Annotated in this window: 15 protein-coding genes; 3 read left to right on the forward strand and 12 right to left on the reverse strand. The window is 60.4% G+C overall.

Annotated features, from left to right (window positions below):
- Positions 1–133: 133 nt before the first annotated feature.
- Both HMPREF7215_RS11125 and HMPREF7215_RS11130 read right to left on the reverse strand, forming a co-directional pair.
- Positions 134–1,438 carry a DNA recombination protein RmuC gene (locus HMPREF7215_RS11125; protein ID WP_009165999.1) on the reverse strand — a complete coding sequence of 435 codons (1,305 nt, stop codon included), beginning with the start codon at positions 1,436–1,438 and terminating at the stop codon, positions 134–136.
- 244 nt (positions 1,439–1,682) lie between these two features.
- Positions 1,683–2,561 (reverse strand): DMT family transporter, encoded by an 879-nt coding sequence (locus HMPREF7215_RS11130; RefSeq protein WP_009166001.1) that lies wholly within the window; start codon positions 2,559–2,561, stop codon positions 1,683–1,685.
- A gap of 215 nt (positions 2,562–2,776) precedes the next feature.
- On the opposite strand from HMPREF7215_RS11130, the gene HMPREF7215_RS11135 reads away from it, so the two are divergent.
- Positions 2,777–3,805, forward strand: a complete 1,029-nt coding sequence (locus tag HMPREF7215_RS11135; RefSeq protein ID WP_009166002.1) for an aminotransferase class I/II-fold pyridoxal phosphate-dependent enzyme — start codon at positions 2,777–2,779, stop codon at positions 3,803–3,805.
- Positions 3,806–3,907: 102 nt separating this feature from the next.
- Here HMPREF7215_RS11135 and HMPREF7215_RS11140 read toward each other — a convergent pair whose 3' ends face one another.
- The 10 genes from HMPREF7215_RS11140 to HMPREF7215_RS11180 form a co-directional block, all read right to left on the reverse strand.
- Positions 3,908–4,276 carry a nuclear transport factor 2 family protein gene (locus HMPREF7215_RS11140; RefSeq protein WP_009166003.1) on the reverse strand — a complete coding sequence of 123 codons (369 nt, stop codon included), beginning with the start codon at positions 4,274–4,276 and terminating at the stop codon, positions 3,908–3,910.
- Positions 4,277–4,291: 15 nt separating this feature from the next.
- Positions 4,292–4,645 (reverse strand): nucleotide pyrophosphohydrolase, encoded by a 354-nt coding sequence (locus tag HMPREF7215_RS11145; protein WP_009166004.1) that lies wholly within the window; start codon positions 4,643–4,645, stop codon positions 4,292–4,294.
- A 142-nt stretch (positions 4,646–4,787) separates the two neighbouring features.
- Entirely contained in the window at positions 4,788–4,934 is a 147-nt protein-coding gene (locus HMPREF7215_RS13420) for a hypothetical protein (RefSeq protein WP_009166005.1), read from the reverse strand.
- Between the two features lie 353 nt (positions 4,935–5,287).
- Entirely contained in the window at positions 5,288–6,568 is a 1,281-nt protein-coding gene (locus HMPREF7215_RS11150) for a TRAP transporter large permease (protein ID WP_009166006.1), read from the reverse strand.
- Positions 6,569–7,063, reverse strand: coding sequence for a TRAP transporter small permease (locus HMPREF7215_RS11155; protein WP_009166007.1), 495 nt, complete (start codon positions 7,061–7,063; stop codon positions 6,569–6,571).
- A gap of 94 nt (positions 7,064–7,157) precedes the next feature.
- Positions 7,158–8,150 carry a TRAP transporter substrate-binding protein gene (locus HMPREF7215_RS11160; protein WP_009166008.1) on the reverse strand — a complete coding sequence of 331 codons (993 nt, stop codon included), beginning with the start codon at positions 8,148–8,150 and terminating at the stop codon, positions 7,158–7,160.
- Positions 8,151–8,228: 78 nt separating this feature from the next.
- On the reverse strand, positions 8,229–9,056 hold the full coding sequence (locus tag HMPREF7215_RS11165; RefSeq protein WP_009166009.1) for a carbon-nitrogen hydrolase family protein: 828 nt from the start codon (positions 9,054–9,056) through the stop codon (positions 8,229–8,231).
- An 18-nt stretch (positions 9,057–9,074) separates the two neighbouring features.
- Positions 9,075–9,752 carry an RraA family protein gene (locus tag HMPREF7215_RS11170; protein WP_009166010.1) on the reverse strand — a complete coding sequence of 226 codons (678 nt, stop codon included), beginning with the start codon at positions 9,750–9,752 and terminating at the stop codon, positions 9,075–9,077.
- A 223-nt stretch (positions 9,753–9,975) separates the two neighbouring features.
- The gene (locus HMPREF7215_RS11175) at positions 9,976–10,728 is read right to left on the reverse strand and encodes a transporter substrate-binding domain-containing protein (RefSeq protein WP_009166011.1); all 753 of its coding nucleotides are present in this window, start codon (positions 10,726–10,728) and stop codon (positions 9,976–9,978) included.
- Positions 10,729–10,944: 216 nt separating this feature from the next.
- Positions 10,945–12,321 (reverse strand): aminotransferase-like domain-containing protein, encoded by a 1,377-nt coding sequence (locus tag HMPREF7215_RS11180; protein ID WP_009166013.1) that lies wholly within the window; start codon positions 12,319–12,321, stop codon positions 10,945–10,947.
- A gap of 333 nt (positions 12,322–12,654) precedes the next feature.
- Between HMPREF7215_RS11180 and HMPREF7215_RS11190 the strand changes: the two genes are divergently transcribed.
- Both HMPREF7215_RS11190 and HMPREF7215_RS11195 read left to right on the forward strand, forming a co-directional pair.
- The gene (locus tag HMPREF7215_RS11190) at positions 12,655–12,951 is read left to right on the forward strand and encodes a hypothetical protein (protein WP_009166015.1); all 297 of its coding nucleotides are present in this window, start codon (positions 12,655–12,657) and stop codon (positions 12,949–12,951) included.
- A gap of 73 nt (positions 12,952–13,024) precedes the next feature.
- A partial coding sequence (locus HMPREF7215_RS11195) for a metal ABC transporter substrate-binding protein (RefSeq protein WP_009166016.1) occupies positions 13,025–13,641 on the forward strand: 617 nt, incomplete at its 3' end.

Consider the following 13,641-nt stretch of genomic DNA (forward strand, 5'->3'; position numbering starts at 1 on the left):
GTCCGGAGAGAGTTTTTTATCGGGCTGTTTCAGTCTTTCGGAACGTTGTTTCCTTCAAGATAACGGGATTTTCCCATTCGAACCGGAGCGCTTGCCGTTGGCGAGACAGAGGACCGGGTTTCGAGAGGGGCTCTTAAGAATCAGCACGATCTTCCGATTCAGAGGCTTCAACATTTTCTTCGCCGCAGAGCTGAAAATTGGTCATGTTGGCGAGATGCTCCACGGCGTCGAGGCGGCGGCGCAGGACGCGGGTGCGGCGGCCGGTCTCTTCGATGGACGAGGCGGCGGCGTTGAGCTGGCGCCTCGCCTTGTCGAGGGCTTCGCCGAATTTGCCGAACTCGCCGCGTACGGAGGCCAGGAGTTCCCACACTTCGCCGCTGCGCTGCTGGATCGCCAGCGTGCGGAAGCCCATGCGCAGGCTGCTGAGCAGCGCCGCCAGCGTGGCGGGGCCGGCGACGACGACGCGGTACTTGCGCTGCAGCCGTTCGGCCGCGGCGGGGTCGCGCAGCACTTCGGCGTACAGTCCCTCGATGGGCAGGAAGATCAAGGCGAAATCGGTGCTGTGCGGCGGCGCGATATACTTTTCGCAGACGTCTTTCGCTTCGCTTTCGAGTACCCTGAGCAAAGCCGCGCGCGCCGCGGCCGCGGACTGCTCGTCGCCGCGGGACGAGGCGTCGCAGAGGCGGTGATAATCTTCCAGCGGGAACTTGCTGTCGATCGGCAGCCACACGGGCGGCGCGCCGTCCCCGCCGCCGGGCAGGCGCACGGCGTACTCGACGCGCTCCTGCGAATCGGGGCGGATCGCCACGTTGGCGGCGTACTGCTCGGGCGAAAGGATCTGTTCGAGGATGGCGCGCAGCTGCACTTCGCCCCAGGAACCGCGCACCTTGACGTTGGTGAGCACGCGCTTGAGATCGCCGACGCTGCCGGCCAGGCTGCGCATCTCGCCCAGCCCCTTCTGCACGGCTTCGAGCTGCCGCTGCACGAGCGCGAAGGAACTGCCCAGACGCTTGTCGATGGTCTCCTGCAGGCGCTCTTCCACGCCGGCGCGGATCTTTTCCAGCTGTGACTGGTTTTCCCGACGCAGTCCGAGCAGGTCGGTCCGCAGCGATTCGAGGCGTTTGTCCACGGCGGCGTTGAGGTCGCCGCTGCGTTTTTCCAGCCGTTCGATGCGGTCGGCCTGCAGGTCGCCGATGGCGCGCACCGACTCGGTGAGGCTCATTGAGCTGGCGCGCAGCGTCTCGTTCAGCTCGCGGCGCATCTCCGAACTGCGGCGCAGCGCCTCTTCGCTCTGCTCGGAAAGTTCCTGCTGGAGCAGTTCCATGAGCAGGTCTTCCGTGGCGATGCGGCCGCGTTTCTGGGCGAAGAGCAAGACGACGCAGGCGGCCGCCGCTCCCAGCGAGCAGGCCGCCGTGATCCAGGGCAGATAGTTTTCCATGTTTTCTCCCGATTTCGTAAAGATAGGGTTCTCTTTGTCATTGTATCACAGAAAATAAAATTTTAGTTTTCATGCGCTGTTGTTTGTTGACATCTTTGTCGTTCCAACCGTCACCGGCGCCATCGGCGACGGAATGAGAAAAACAGGAAGCCGCCTCGGAAAAATGACCGGGACGGCTTCTTACGACGTTCTCCCCTCGCCCGTGACGTCGCACAAGATGCCGTCATGCCGGATTTTTCGCGATTCATCGCTTCCAGAAGTGTGGGATCAGGATGCCGGTCATGACCAGCGCCGCGCCGATCAGGCTCTGCAGGCCGAAAGACTCGTGCAGGAACAGACAGCCGAGGATGGCCGCGCTGACGGGGGCCAGCGCGCAGAAGAATCCCGCCCGTTCCGCCGTGGTGCCGCGCTGGGCCATCGGCTGGAGCGTGAAGCCAAAGCCCGAACAGACCACGGCCAGCCCGGCGATCGAGCCCCATTCCACGCCGCCGGAGGGCAGGCGCGGCGAGCCGAAACAGAACGCTGCAATCGTGGCGAACAGCGCCATGCCGCCCACTTGAATGAGCCCGAGCGTGAGCGGATCGTGACGGCGGGCGAAACGTTCGGTGACGATAATGGCCAGCGCGTAGAGCATGGCTGCGAGCACGCCGAACAGGTCGCCGGACGAAAATCCCGACAGGCCGCCGCGCAGCGTCAGGCAGGCGATGCCCGTCAGCGTCGCCAGCACGCAAACGACGGAGCGCCGGCCGGGCCAGCGGCGTTCAAGCAGCGCCTGGTACAACGGCACGAAGACGAACGCCGAATTTTCCAGAAAGGCAATGCGCGACGAATCGGACGTGCGCAGCCCCAGCAGTTCCGCCGCCATGGTGGCGATAAAGATGCCGCCCAGCAGCAGACCGCGCCGGACAGCGCTCCAGCCGGCGAAGAAAATTCTTTTCCAAAAGATCGGCGCCAAAAGCGCAAAAGCCATCACGAAGCGTACCGACAGCAGATTCAGCGGCGTCATGCGGCGCAAGACGATTTTCGACAGCAGGAAAGATCCCGAGCGGGCGACGATCACTGCCGCGAGAAGAAGCTCCGCCTGTGTTCTGTTCAGTTGCGCCGGTTTTTCGTCAAGAGTCACTTTGATTCCCCCTCCGTTCCGGGATGGCACGAGCATAGGCGATTTTTATCCTTGAGTAAAGCGAAACAAATTCAATTTGTTGTTGCTTATTGCGCAAAAGCATATTGATCGGAACACGTCGCTTCTTTGCGGCGGCTCAGTCCGGTCCCGTCGATTTTCATCCGCCGGATTTTGAGGTATACTGAATAAAATCTGTCGGCAGAGGAGGCGGCGTCGTGATCAAAATTCTCGATTTCAGCGTGCGGGCCAATCCGCTCGGCACGCCGGAAGCCATCAAAACGGCGCTGACGGCCGCCATTCGCGACCAGTGCGGCGCGCCCGTCGATCCCGACTTTACCGCGCTGCGCCAGACCATCGCGCTGCGCCACGGAGTGCAGGGCGGACAAATCGCCGTCTCGCAGCGCGAAGAAGAGCTGATCGCGCTGCTTGCCGCCAGCGCCGGCGAAGCGCGCCGCGCGCTGCTGCCCGTGCCGTGTCCGCGCTCGTACGAGCGCGTCCTGAAGCGTTGCGGACTGGACGTGAAAAAATTCGCGCTGCCGCTCAAGCACAATTACCGCATTCCCCGCGGCGCGCTGGCCGAAGCGCTGGACGGCTGCGACCTGCTCATCCTCGGCAATCCCGCCTTTCCGTCCGCCGCCCTCATGCCGCCCGCCGAGCTGCTGTCCGAACTCGACCGCTGGCTCGCCGGCGGCGGCTGGCTGATCCTCGACGAACGGGCCGTCGACTTCACCTACGGCAGCATCACCAACTCGCTGTGGTCGGGGCTGCGCCGCGAGCCGCGCGCCGCGCTGATCCGCTCTTTCACCGATTCGCTGGCCCTCGCCCTCTGTCCTCTCTGCTACGCCGTCGGCGGCGAGAATTGGATCGCCGCCCTGCGCGCCCGCCAGTTCGCGCCCGCGCTCAGCCCGCTCGCCCATTATCTCGCGCCCGCGCTCGAGCACATCATGCCGTTCCGTTCCAGCACCGTGGACGCGGTGACGCGCCTGATGCCGCGCCTGATCGGGCGCCTGCGCCGCATCTCCGGCCTGCGGCCGCTGCCCAGCGACGCCAACTGGGTGCTCTGCCGCCTCGAACGCGACGACATCACAGCTCCCGAGCTGGCTGCCCAGCTGCGGCGGCGTTTCATCATCGTTCCTCCCTGCATCGACGAGCGGCACTTCACGCTCGGCCTGCGCGTCCCCATCGAGACCGACCGTTTCATCAAAGCCGCGCGCGAGATTCTGATGCCGAAAACGAAAGCGTGATTCAAGAAAAAGCGCGGCCGCCGGCCGGAAAAATTTTCCGACCGGCGGCCGCGCCGCATTTTATCCTCGTGGCCCCCGCGCGAGTTCAAGGCGGAACGAGAATCATTTTATGGTTCTGCCGATTTTTTTGTCCAGCCGCCACTGCGGCGGCGCGCCGTCGTCGCCCCAGTACTCGTCGATGGAGACGATTTTGCCGTCCCGCACATGGAAGAAGGAGACGACGTGGAAAGACGCCCCACGGTCCGCGGCGAAAACGCGGACCGCCGTGACGATCAGCCCGCCGATCCTCTCGACCCGTTCCACCTCGCCGTCCCACGCGCCGGGATATTCGCAGTTGACTTCGATGAACTCTTCGGCGCTGAACGCCTCGTTCGTGTTGTGCCAGCGCACGCTGGCGCCGGGCGCGAAGAACTTCCGCATGGAAGCGGCGTCCTGCCTCAGCGTCGCCTTCCAGAAATCGCGTATTTCCACGTGGGCACCTCGCTTTCACCGTTTGCGGTTGTCGCCGCGGCACTGGTCCGCCGGGTACTTGCGCGCGTTTTTCGCCATTTTGCGTTCCAGCGCGCGGCCGAGGTCGACGCCGTTCATCTGCGCGAAGCGCAGCACGAAGAAGAACACGTCGGCCAGCTCGTCCTCGATGTGCTCGCGCGTTTCGTCTCCGGCCAGCAGCGCCGCCTGCTGCTCCGCGCTCATGAAACGGAAGATCTCCAGCAACTCGCCGGCCTCTGTGGAAATGCCGATGGCCAGGTCTTTGGGATTGTGGAACTGGTCCCAGTCGCGCTCTTCGCAGAAACTGCGCAGCCGGTCGCTCAAGGCGCGCAGACTGTCGTTGTTCGTCATGTTTTTCACCTCCCCGACGCTTTATTTTTATACGAGAGACGCCGTTTTGGCAAGACGTTCGTCCGCTCCATAAAAAAACGCCTCGATCCCGAAGGAGCGAGGCGTTGAAAAGTCGTAAAGCTTTCCCCTCGCGGGGGAAATGTTACTCGCCGAGCAGGGCGGTTCTGACGTAACCGGTGGCGTTGCGGACGAGCAGAAGCTTCTTCTCGCCGCAGCCGGCGATCACGCGGTAACTGCCGTTGCGCTCGCAATACTTTGACGCTTTTCTCAGTCTTTCGTTGTACGACATGTTTCTGTTGCTAACCTCCATATTTCTGTTACCTGTTACGGTACTGCTGCGCCGCCTCCCGGAACATCTGCGTTCCCGTGAGCCGAACGCTTTCGACCGGGAGCGGTCGCTTAATGCTCATGGCATTATCATAGTATTCTACCACAGATTTGTTTTTCCGCAAGAGGTGATATCGTTGCTGTCGTTGTTTCGTGATAATGTCACTTGTAACTGTTCAAAGAAACTGGACCGTATCACGCTATTTTTCGTTAAGAAGGACGAAGAACCTCTGCCTTTTTAACGAAAAATAGCGAAAGGAGAGAACACGTGGATTTTACGAAAAAGACAAACTTTCGGTCGCTCAATGGTCAAAACTAGGGCATCAGCCAACTGGGCAACCAGGTGGAAATCTGCGGCACCAGCGTCAGCACGATGAGCATGACGACCAGCGCGGGGAAGAAGGGCATGAAGCCTTCGAAAACCTCTTCGATCTTCTGATGCGTGATGTCTGCGAGAATATACAGTCCCATGCCGACGGGCGGCGTGGCGATGCCGATGGTGAGAGCGAAGCACATCAACACCCCCAGCTGAATTGTGCTGACGCCGAGTTTCTCCATCAGAGGCAGGAGAATGGGTGTGAGCAAGATCATGGCGCTTGAGGCCGACATGAAGCATCCCAAAACCAGAAGCAACAGATCGATCAGAATAAGCACGAGGTACTTGTTCTGCGTCAGGCTGAGGATCAGCGTCGCCAACTTGGCGGGCAGCATCTCCATGGTGAGAATGTAGGACATGGTGGAGGCGAAACCGAACAGGATCAGGCTTGAGGCCGCCATGATCATCGAATCTTTGACGGCGTTCCACAGCGCGTTCCAATTCAGCGTGCGGTAAATGACGCCCAGCAGCAGCGAGTAAAGTACGGCCACGACGCCGGCTTCGGTGGGGCTGACGGAACCGGAGGTCATGCCGATGACGATAATAACGGGAGCCAGCAGCGACCAGACCGATTTCTTGAAGATGCGCCAGCGTTCCTTCATAGGGGTGTAACTGCCGCGCGGAAAAATGTCGGGCCGTTTCATGGAGATGCGCGCGCAGACAAGCATCAACGCCAGGCTGATGACGATGCCGGGAACAATGCCGGCGATGAACAGTTTGGCGATGGATGTGTTGGTAACGACGCCGAACATGATGAAGAACACGCTGGGCGGGATGATCGGTCCGACCATGGACGACGCCAGCGTGATGCCCGTGCTGTATCGCAAGTCATATCCCTTGTCGGTCATGGACTTGATCTCGATCGGTCCGAGCGCGGCGCAGTCCGCGGCGGCCGCGCCGGAAATGCCGGCGAAGACCATGGAACACAGACAGTTGACATGGGCCAGTCCGCCGGGCCAGTGCCCCACGCAGGCATTGGCGAAGCTGAAGATCTGGTCGGCGACGCCGCAGACGCCCATGATGTTGCCGGCCATCATGAAGAAGAAAATGGACAGAAGGCTCCAGGACATGGAACCGTCGATGACGCCCTGCGCGATCAGATACAGCGGCAAGTCCCCCAGCCAACAGCCCACGGCGACTGAGGTGCCCATGGCGACAATGACCGGCGCTTTGAGGAACAACATCATGATCAGCGTTGAAATAAGTCCGACGGATACCATTTACCGCTTCCCTCCTTCGGGCGCAGGACCGGATTCTTCAATTTTATCGACGGCGATGCGGTGCAGGTTGTACAGGCCGTTCCAAATGACGGCAAAACTCAGCAGATAGACGGGCAGCAGGTTGGTCTCGGGAGGAAAGGGAAGGAACTGTTCGGGCGTCCCCATGCCGACCAGACCGGTATAGTCGTAGGTGGCGTACAGCAGGATAAAGCCGAAAACGGTGCAGACGGCGTTGATGACAAATTCGCTAAGACGCCGCAGCGTACGGGGAAGATGATCCACGATAATGCCGACGCGGGTCTCAGTGTTCTTGAGAAAATGCGCGGCGACGCCGGGAATGATGGAGAACAAGCCTAAAAACGTCAGCAGTTCCACCGTCCAAGCCACAGGGCGCCCGATTATGCGTGAAACGATCTGGAGCGTGGCCGTCGCGATCATAAGACAGCCGTTCAGGCCGAGAATCCAGTCGATGATTTTTGCGATCTTTTTAGCCACAGAGCTCTTCCTCTCTCAAAAGGTTCCCTCCGAATACGGAGCAGAGTGTCAGGAGTGGTACTCTGCCCCGTATCGTGCAGATGGAAACGCGAACTCACTGGATGGCGCGGATACGCCCGGCGAATCCTTTGGGGATGTAATTGCTGTTTTCGAGCTCTTCGAGGAAACCGTCCATCTTCGCTCTCCATGGGGCGAGATCGACTTCGATGATCTCGACGTTGTATTCTTTTTTCATGAGTTCGATGATCTCGGCGCTGCGTTTGTTGGCCTGTTCGGTCACGTAGTCGCCGGCTTTGTCGATTTCGTCGAGAAGGATTTCCTGCTGTTCTGCTGTCAAACGCTGGAATTTGCGGTCGTTCATGACCACGGCGACCTGCTGGGGGTATTCGTTCGTGACGGTCAGGTAGGGAGCGATTTCGCAGAACTTTTGAAAATAGGCGTCAACGACCGGGCAGGTGACGGCATCCACTGTCCCCTGCTTGAGGGCGAGATACGTCTCGGAATAAGGAATGACGGTGACGGCGCAGCCAAGGGCTTCCCATGCCTTGACGCTGGTGGGGTTTGAGTTCATGCGCAATTTCAGCCCCTGAAGGTCTTCCAGCGAGCGGATCGGTTTGCGCGAGGCGATGACCCGGAAAGGACCGCGCAGCCAGTTGCGCTTTCTGTCGACGACGCGAAGGCCCGCTTTCTTGAGCAGAGGCTCCTCAATTTCTTTCTCGACGTCGCTGAGCAGGAAATGGCGATAGTGCTCGTTGTCGCGGAACAAATAAGGAAGCGAGGACACGCGCACGAGGGGCGAGTACATATCGTAGTAGCCGTAGCCGTCGGCGTAGAAATCCTGTACGCCGCGGACCATGTTCTCGATCTGTTTCTTGTTGTCGCCGAGAACTTCGCCGAAGTAACATTGGATCTCCACTTCGCCGTTGGTGCGCGTTTTTACGTTCTCGGCCATCATCTTCAAAGCCTGGCTCTCGTAGTGATCCTCGATCATCTTGTTGCCGAGGCGAAGTTTCGTCACGGCTTCGGAAGGAGCGGCGTTCATGGCGGCGCAGACGCAAAGCAGGAGCAGAGCGATACGTTTCAACATCAGAATACTCTCCTTTTCGAAATTCACAGCGAACGGTTCGCTGTGTTCAGGACCAGCGAAAGGTCGTCCGGCGGGGAATCACTCAGCCGGCCATACGTAAGCGCCCGGCTGCCGGTTTTTGAGGCTGGGCAGTTGTTCGCGGATCTGATTTACATAATCGGGGTCGATCTCGGCGTAGATGATCGTTTCGCGGTCTTCGGCGCAGGCGACCGTGACGCCCCAGGGATTGATGATCATGGAACGGCCGTAAGCCTGGAACGCCGGCTTCTTGCCGATCTGAGCGGGAGCGACCACGTAGCATTGATTCTCGATGGCGCGGGTTTTGAGGATGCATTCCCAGTGGTCCTTGCCCGTGAACAGCGTGTAGTTGGCTGGCACGAACATCACCTTCGCGCCTTGAAGGGCCATGATGCGGTACATTTCGGGGAAGCGCATGTCGTAGCAGATCGACAGCCCCACTTTGCAGAACTCGGTGTCGGCGACGACGATCCTGTGCCCCGGTTTTTTCGTGTCCGACTCGCGCGTGGAAGGCCCGTTCTCGATCTCCACGTCGTACATGTGGATCTTCTCGTAGCGGGCGGCCAAATCTCCCCGAGGATTGTAAAGCAGCGTCGTGTTGTAGAGCCTGCTCTCGCCGGGAATGACCTCGCCGATACTGCCGCAGTGCAGCCAGATCTTGTACTGCTTCGCCTTGGCGGCGAAAAATGCGCTCATCGGGCCGGGAATCGTTTCGGCGCTGGCGAAAACGCCGTCTTTGGGTCCGCAGTAGTGAACATTCTCAGCCATGGCGACGAACCGCGCGCCATGAGACGCCGCTTCGTCGATAAAACGGCCGATCTTGTCAAGATTGGCCTTCTTGTCGGCCTGCGAGTCGATTTGCAGCACAGACATTAAAAATTTGCTCATGGGTGGATGACTCTCTCCTTATTTGGATTTTGCGTTTTTATCAAAATATTCTTTGATCAGAGCGCCGGCGCGGGTCACGTCGGCCATATGTTCGCCCTTGGCAATGCGATCCTTTTTGCCGGGCTCAGCGTTCTGGATCTCGATGGCTTTCTTGCAAACAGCCGCGGCCTCGCCGGCGGGAAGCACCACGAAACCGTTTTCGTCGGCTACGATGATGTCGCCCGGGGTGACCGTCACGCCGCAGCAGCTGACGGTCGTGTTGATCTCGCCGTCAAGGCCGAACAGGCGCGTGGTGATGGCTGACAGGCGGCGGTACAATACGACCAGTCCCATCTCGCGGATCTCTTCGATGTCGGTGGCGGCGCCGTCGACGATGACGCCCTCTACGCCGCTGACATGCAGCGCCCAGGAAACCACGCCGCCCAGAGCGGCGTACTGCTGGTCGCCGGCGCGGTCGATCACAAGCACGTCGCCGGGGCCGACCATCTCGGTGACTTTGTGCAGCAGGGTGGAATCATTGGACGCCAGCTTGACGGTCACGGCGCGCCCGGTAAAACTTTTGCCCGGAAGGGAGATAAAAAGCGGCGCATTGTTAAAACCGAAATTGCGGAAGTGCCCGATTGTCGCCGGCTCGGCAGCCTTGATGGCGGCAAGTTCTTCGTTGGACAGCGTGACAACGTTGGGATTGATGATCATTGACGATACGTCTCCTTTATTGAGAAATAAGCAGAACGCGAACAGAAGAGTCAGCATTGCGTTAATAATAAATAATATTATAAACAATGCTCGTGTTCTGTCAATATTGTTGATTGATCCCAGTTTTGAATTGAGACATCGCGCCATAAAATCGAGTCTCCCGAACCAGATAGAGTTCGGGAGACTCGATTTTATGGCGCGGTTTGATGAAGGGCTGTCGGTTTTATTTCTTCCCCAGCTTCCACTTCTCGCGCAGGGCGGGGAGGGCGCCGTCGGCTTCCATGGCGGCGATGGCGCCGTCGAGTTCGTTTTTCAGCGCGGTGTTGCCGAGGTTGACGGCCAGAGCTTTGCCGGCGCCGGTGAGCTGGAAGGTGTAACCGCGCACGGCTTTGCCTTTGAAGCTGGGCAGTTCGAGGATCTTGTCGGCGACGGGCACGTCCATGAGGGTGAAGTCGCTGCGGCCGGTGACGATGTCCCACAGGCACTCTTCGATCTTGGCGAAGTTCTTGATCTGAAAACCCAGTTCCCCCGCCAGCGGCGTAAGAAAAACGTCTTGCGTGGTGCCGACGGGCACGCAGCCGCGCAGGCCGCGCAGATCTTCGAGCTTTTTCACGGCGACGTTGGGCGCGGTGACGAAGGAGGCCATCGTGGGCACGTAAGGCGTGGAGAAAAGCACGCGTTTGGCGCGGATGGGCGTGGCGCTCATGCCGGCGGCGATGACGTCGGCGCGGTCGGTGACCAGCGAGGGGATGACCATGTCGTAATGGCCCGTGTCGAGCCAGACGATCTTTTCGCCGAGGCGGCGGCCGATCTCTTCCATCAGGTCTTTGTCGAAGCCGTCCAGCTCGCCTTTTTCGTTGAGGAACTCGTAGGGCGGGTAGGTGCTGGCGGTGGCGACGCGCAGGTCGGCGCGGGCCGCCAGCGGCACGATCACAAGCGCCGCGAGCGCGGCGGCGGTTTTTCCGAAAAATTTCATTCTCATTGCCTCCTTGAAAATGGCCGGCGTTGACGGCCGCAGTGCGATGAAAATGTTCCACGTGGAACATTTTCATCGCACGACAGTCGGCGGCTGGATCCCTTTTTCCGCGCCGCTGGCGCGGAAACGGTCTTTCGTTGCAGAACGTATTATAGAGCAAAAAAAATCGCCATGCAATAATAAAATTGCATGGCGAACGCTTTTGCCTTTGGGCGATTAATCGGCGATCAGTTCGCCGAGAACGCGCAGCCCTTTTTCGAGTTGGTCGCGCGGCGGCGTGCAGAAAGCGACGCGCACGGCGCGGGCGGGCGGCGTTTTGCCGACGGCGAAGCGTTCGGCGGCGGCGACGCGGACGCCCCGCGCCAGGGCCGCCTGTTCGAACTGGACGCTCGTGAAGCGTTCGGGCAGCGTCAGCCAGCGGAAGATGTCGGCGTCGCCGCCGCGGCAGATCGCGTCGGGCAAAATTGCGCGCACGAGGCGGCTGCGCTTGCCGGTGTGCCGTCGGTGCGCGGCGATGATGTTCTCGAACTGGCCGGAGGCGATGACGCGCGCCGCCAGTTCGGCCATCATCGGCACGACGCCGACGTTGAGGCTGTACAGCGCGCCGGCGACGGCCTCTTTGCGGGGGGCTGGCACGGCCACGCAGGCGGCGCGCAGCCCCGGGGCGATCACTTTCGACATCGTGGCGATGTAGAGGCTGCGCTCCGGCGCGAAGCTCGACACGGAGGGCACGCCGCGCTGCATGAGCTGATTGGTGCCGTCCTCGATCAGCAGCGCGTCGTGGGCGCGCAAAACGGCGGCGATCTCGCGGCGGCGGTCTTCCGGGAGCGTGGCGGTGGTGGGGTTGTGGCAGGCGGAGATCAGGTAGACGCCGTGGATCTTTTCGCTGCAGCAAAGACGTTCGAGGTCGGCCGGTTCCATGCCCTCATCGCCGCTCCTGACGGGGACGAGTTTGACGCCGAACATGGCGGCGGCCGACTTGACGCCGGGATAAGTGTGGTCGTCCACGGCGATCTTTTCGCCGCGGCGGAACAGCGAGGCGAAGATGGCCGAGATCGCGTTCTGGGCGCCGTTGGCAAACAGGATCTGCTCGCGGTGCGCCTCATGTCCGCACAGGCGCATGAACGTAACGGCGGCGTCCTTCTGCCACTCGTCCTCGCCCTGGGCGTGGAAGCTGAACAGCGCGGCGGCCTCGTCGCTGCGGAAGAGCGAGCGGGCCATCTCCAGCAGCGCGGCGTTGGCAGAATCCTCCGGTTGGACGCTGCCCATGTCGATGACGTGCGCTCCTTCGGCGCGTTCGAGAAACCGTTTGTCGGTGAGCGCGCTGTACGCCACGAACGTGCCGCTGCCGACGGTGGCGGTGAGCAGCCCCTTGAGCTCGCAGAGCTTGAAGGCTTTGGCCACGGTGCTGACGTTGACGTCGAGAAAGTCGGCCAGTTCGCGCTGCGGCGGCAGACGCGTGCCGGGCTTGAGCGCGCCCGACGCGATATCCTCCTCGAGCGTGCGCGCCAGCGTCAGATAGAGCGCGCGTTCGCTGCGGTCCAGCTTCGGCCGCCAGCTCATTGGATAGTCGTCGAAGGAATTGTAGGGCATGATCGTCACCTCGCCGTTCCATTATAGACGAGAGCCGCCGCCATTTCGCGTTTTGTTTTTGTTGTTTTCGCGGAAAGCAAGTTGACCGCGGTGTTATAATTTATCCGACGCACGATGAAGAGCCGCGTGTTTCGCTCTTTTGCCGCGCGTTTTTTATCGGCCGGCGCCGTGCCGAAGGGAGCGTGCGGGACGGCCTGCCGTATCATGTGAAACAAGCGAGTTTGACAGTGCTAATACCGCTCTGTATAATGAAAAAATAAGGGCTGGACGAATGCCCGGAGCCGCCGGCGGCAGTACGGCCGGCGATTTTTTCGGACTGGAGGAGAGGCAGGCATGAAGAAAAAAAGAATATTGAACCTCGTAGTCTGCCTTTTCCTGGCCCTTTCGGTGCTCTGTTCGGTGGCGTATCTGTTCATCGAGGCCGTTCACGACTGCCACGGGCACGGCTGTCCCATCTGCGCGCAGATGGAGGAGTGCGTCAAGGCGCTGGCGGGCTTCGCCGTCGGCGTGGCGGGCGCGTACTTTTACGCCGCGCGGTATGTCGGTGTGGCCTGCGCTTCCGCGCAGAGGAAGAGTCTCCGGCGCGAAAATGTGACGCTGGTGGCTCTGAAGGTCAAGCTCTCCAATTAGACGGCGCGCGTTTTTTCATGCGTGTGTCGGTTTGCAAGTCGAATTTTTGAATGGAATTGGAGAGATCCCTTAGATGAAGAAAAAAATTTTCGCTCTGTGCGCTGCGGTGATTTTCGCCTGCGGTGCCGCTTTTGCCGCTCCGGCGGCGAACGCTGAAAAACTCAGCGTCATTTGTTCCAACTTTGCCGAGTACGATTTCGTCCGTCAGATCACGGGCGACCTGGCCAACGTGAAGATGCTGCTGCGCCCGGGCATGGAAAGCCACAGTTTCGACCCGACGGTAAAAGACATTCTCGACCTGCAGAACTGCGGGCTGTTCGTTTACGTCGGCGGCGATTCCGACGCCTGGGTCGACAAGGTGCTGGCCTCTTTCGACAAGGGCAAAAGCCCCCGCGTCGTGAAGCTGATGGACTTGGTGGAGACGGTTCCAGAGGAGATCGTCGAGGGCATGCAGCACGATCACGACCACGATGGCGACGATGATCACGGTCATGCTCATCATGACCATGGTCTCGACTGTGACCACGGGCACGATCATGACGCCAAGGAAGTGGGGCATCATCACCACGACGGCGAGGAGCCGGAGCTGGACGAGCACGTGTGGACGGCGCCCGAAAACGCGATCCAGATCGTGAAGAAGCTCGGCGAAGTGGCTGCTGAGCTGGATCCCGAGAACAAGGCCCAGTACGC

Source organism: Pyramidobacter piscolens W5455, from assembly GCF_000177335.1.
Classification (GTDB): domain Bacteria; phylum Synergistota; class Synergistia; order Synergistales; family Dethiosulfovibrionaceae; genus Pyramidobacter; species Pyramidobacter piscolens.

Coding starts and splice junctions, on each gene's coding strand:
- HMPREF7215_RS11160 (WP_009166008.1), bottom strand. CDS start 8,150: ATGTTGAAACGTATCGCTCTGCTCCTGCTTTGCGTCTGCGCCGCCATG.
- HMPREF7215_RS11125 (WP_009165999.1), bottom strand. CDS start 1,438: ATGGAAAACTATCTGCCCTGGATCACGGCGGCCTGCTCGCTGGGAGCG.
- HMPREF7215_RS11175 (WP_009166011.1), bottom strand. CDS start 10,728: ATGAAATTTTTCGGAAAAACCGCCGCCGCGCTCGCGGCGCTTGTGATC.
- HMPREF7215_RS11165 (WP_009166009.1), bottom strand. CDS start 9,056: ATGAGCAAATTTTTAATGTCTGTGCTGCAAATCGACTCGCAGGCCGAC.
- HMPREF7215_RS11180 (WP_009166013.1), bottom strand. CDS start 12,321: ATGCCCTACAATTCCTTCGACGACTATCCAATGAGCTGGCGGCCGAAG.
- HMPREF7215_RS11190 (WP_009166015.1), top strand. CDS start 12,655: ATGAAGAAAAAAAGAATATTGAACCTCGTAGTCTGCCTTTTCCTGGCC.
- HMPREF7215_RS11150 (WP_009166006.1), bottom strand. CDS start 6,568: ATGGTATCCGTCGGACTTATTTCAACGCTGATCATGATGTTGTTCCTC.
- HMPREF7215_RS11145 (WP_009166004.1), bottom strand. CDS start 4,645: ATGACGAACAACGACAGTCTGCGCGCCTTGAGCGACCGGCTGCGCAGT.
- HMPREF7215_RS13420 (WP_009166005.1), bottom strand. CDS start 4,934: ATGTCGTACAACGAAAGACTGAGAAAAGCGTCAAAGTATTGCGAGCGC.
- HMPREF7215_RS11170 (WP_009166010.1), bottom strand. CDS start 9,752: ATGATCATCAATCCCAACGTTGTCACGCTGTCCAACGAAGAACTTGCC.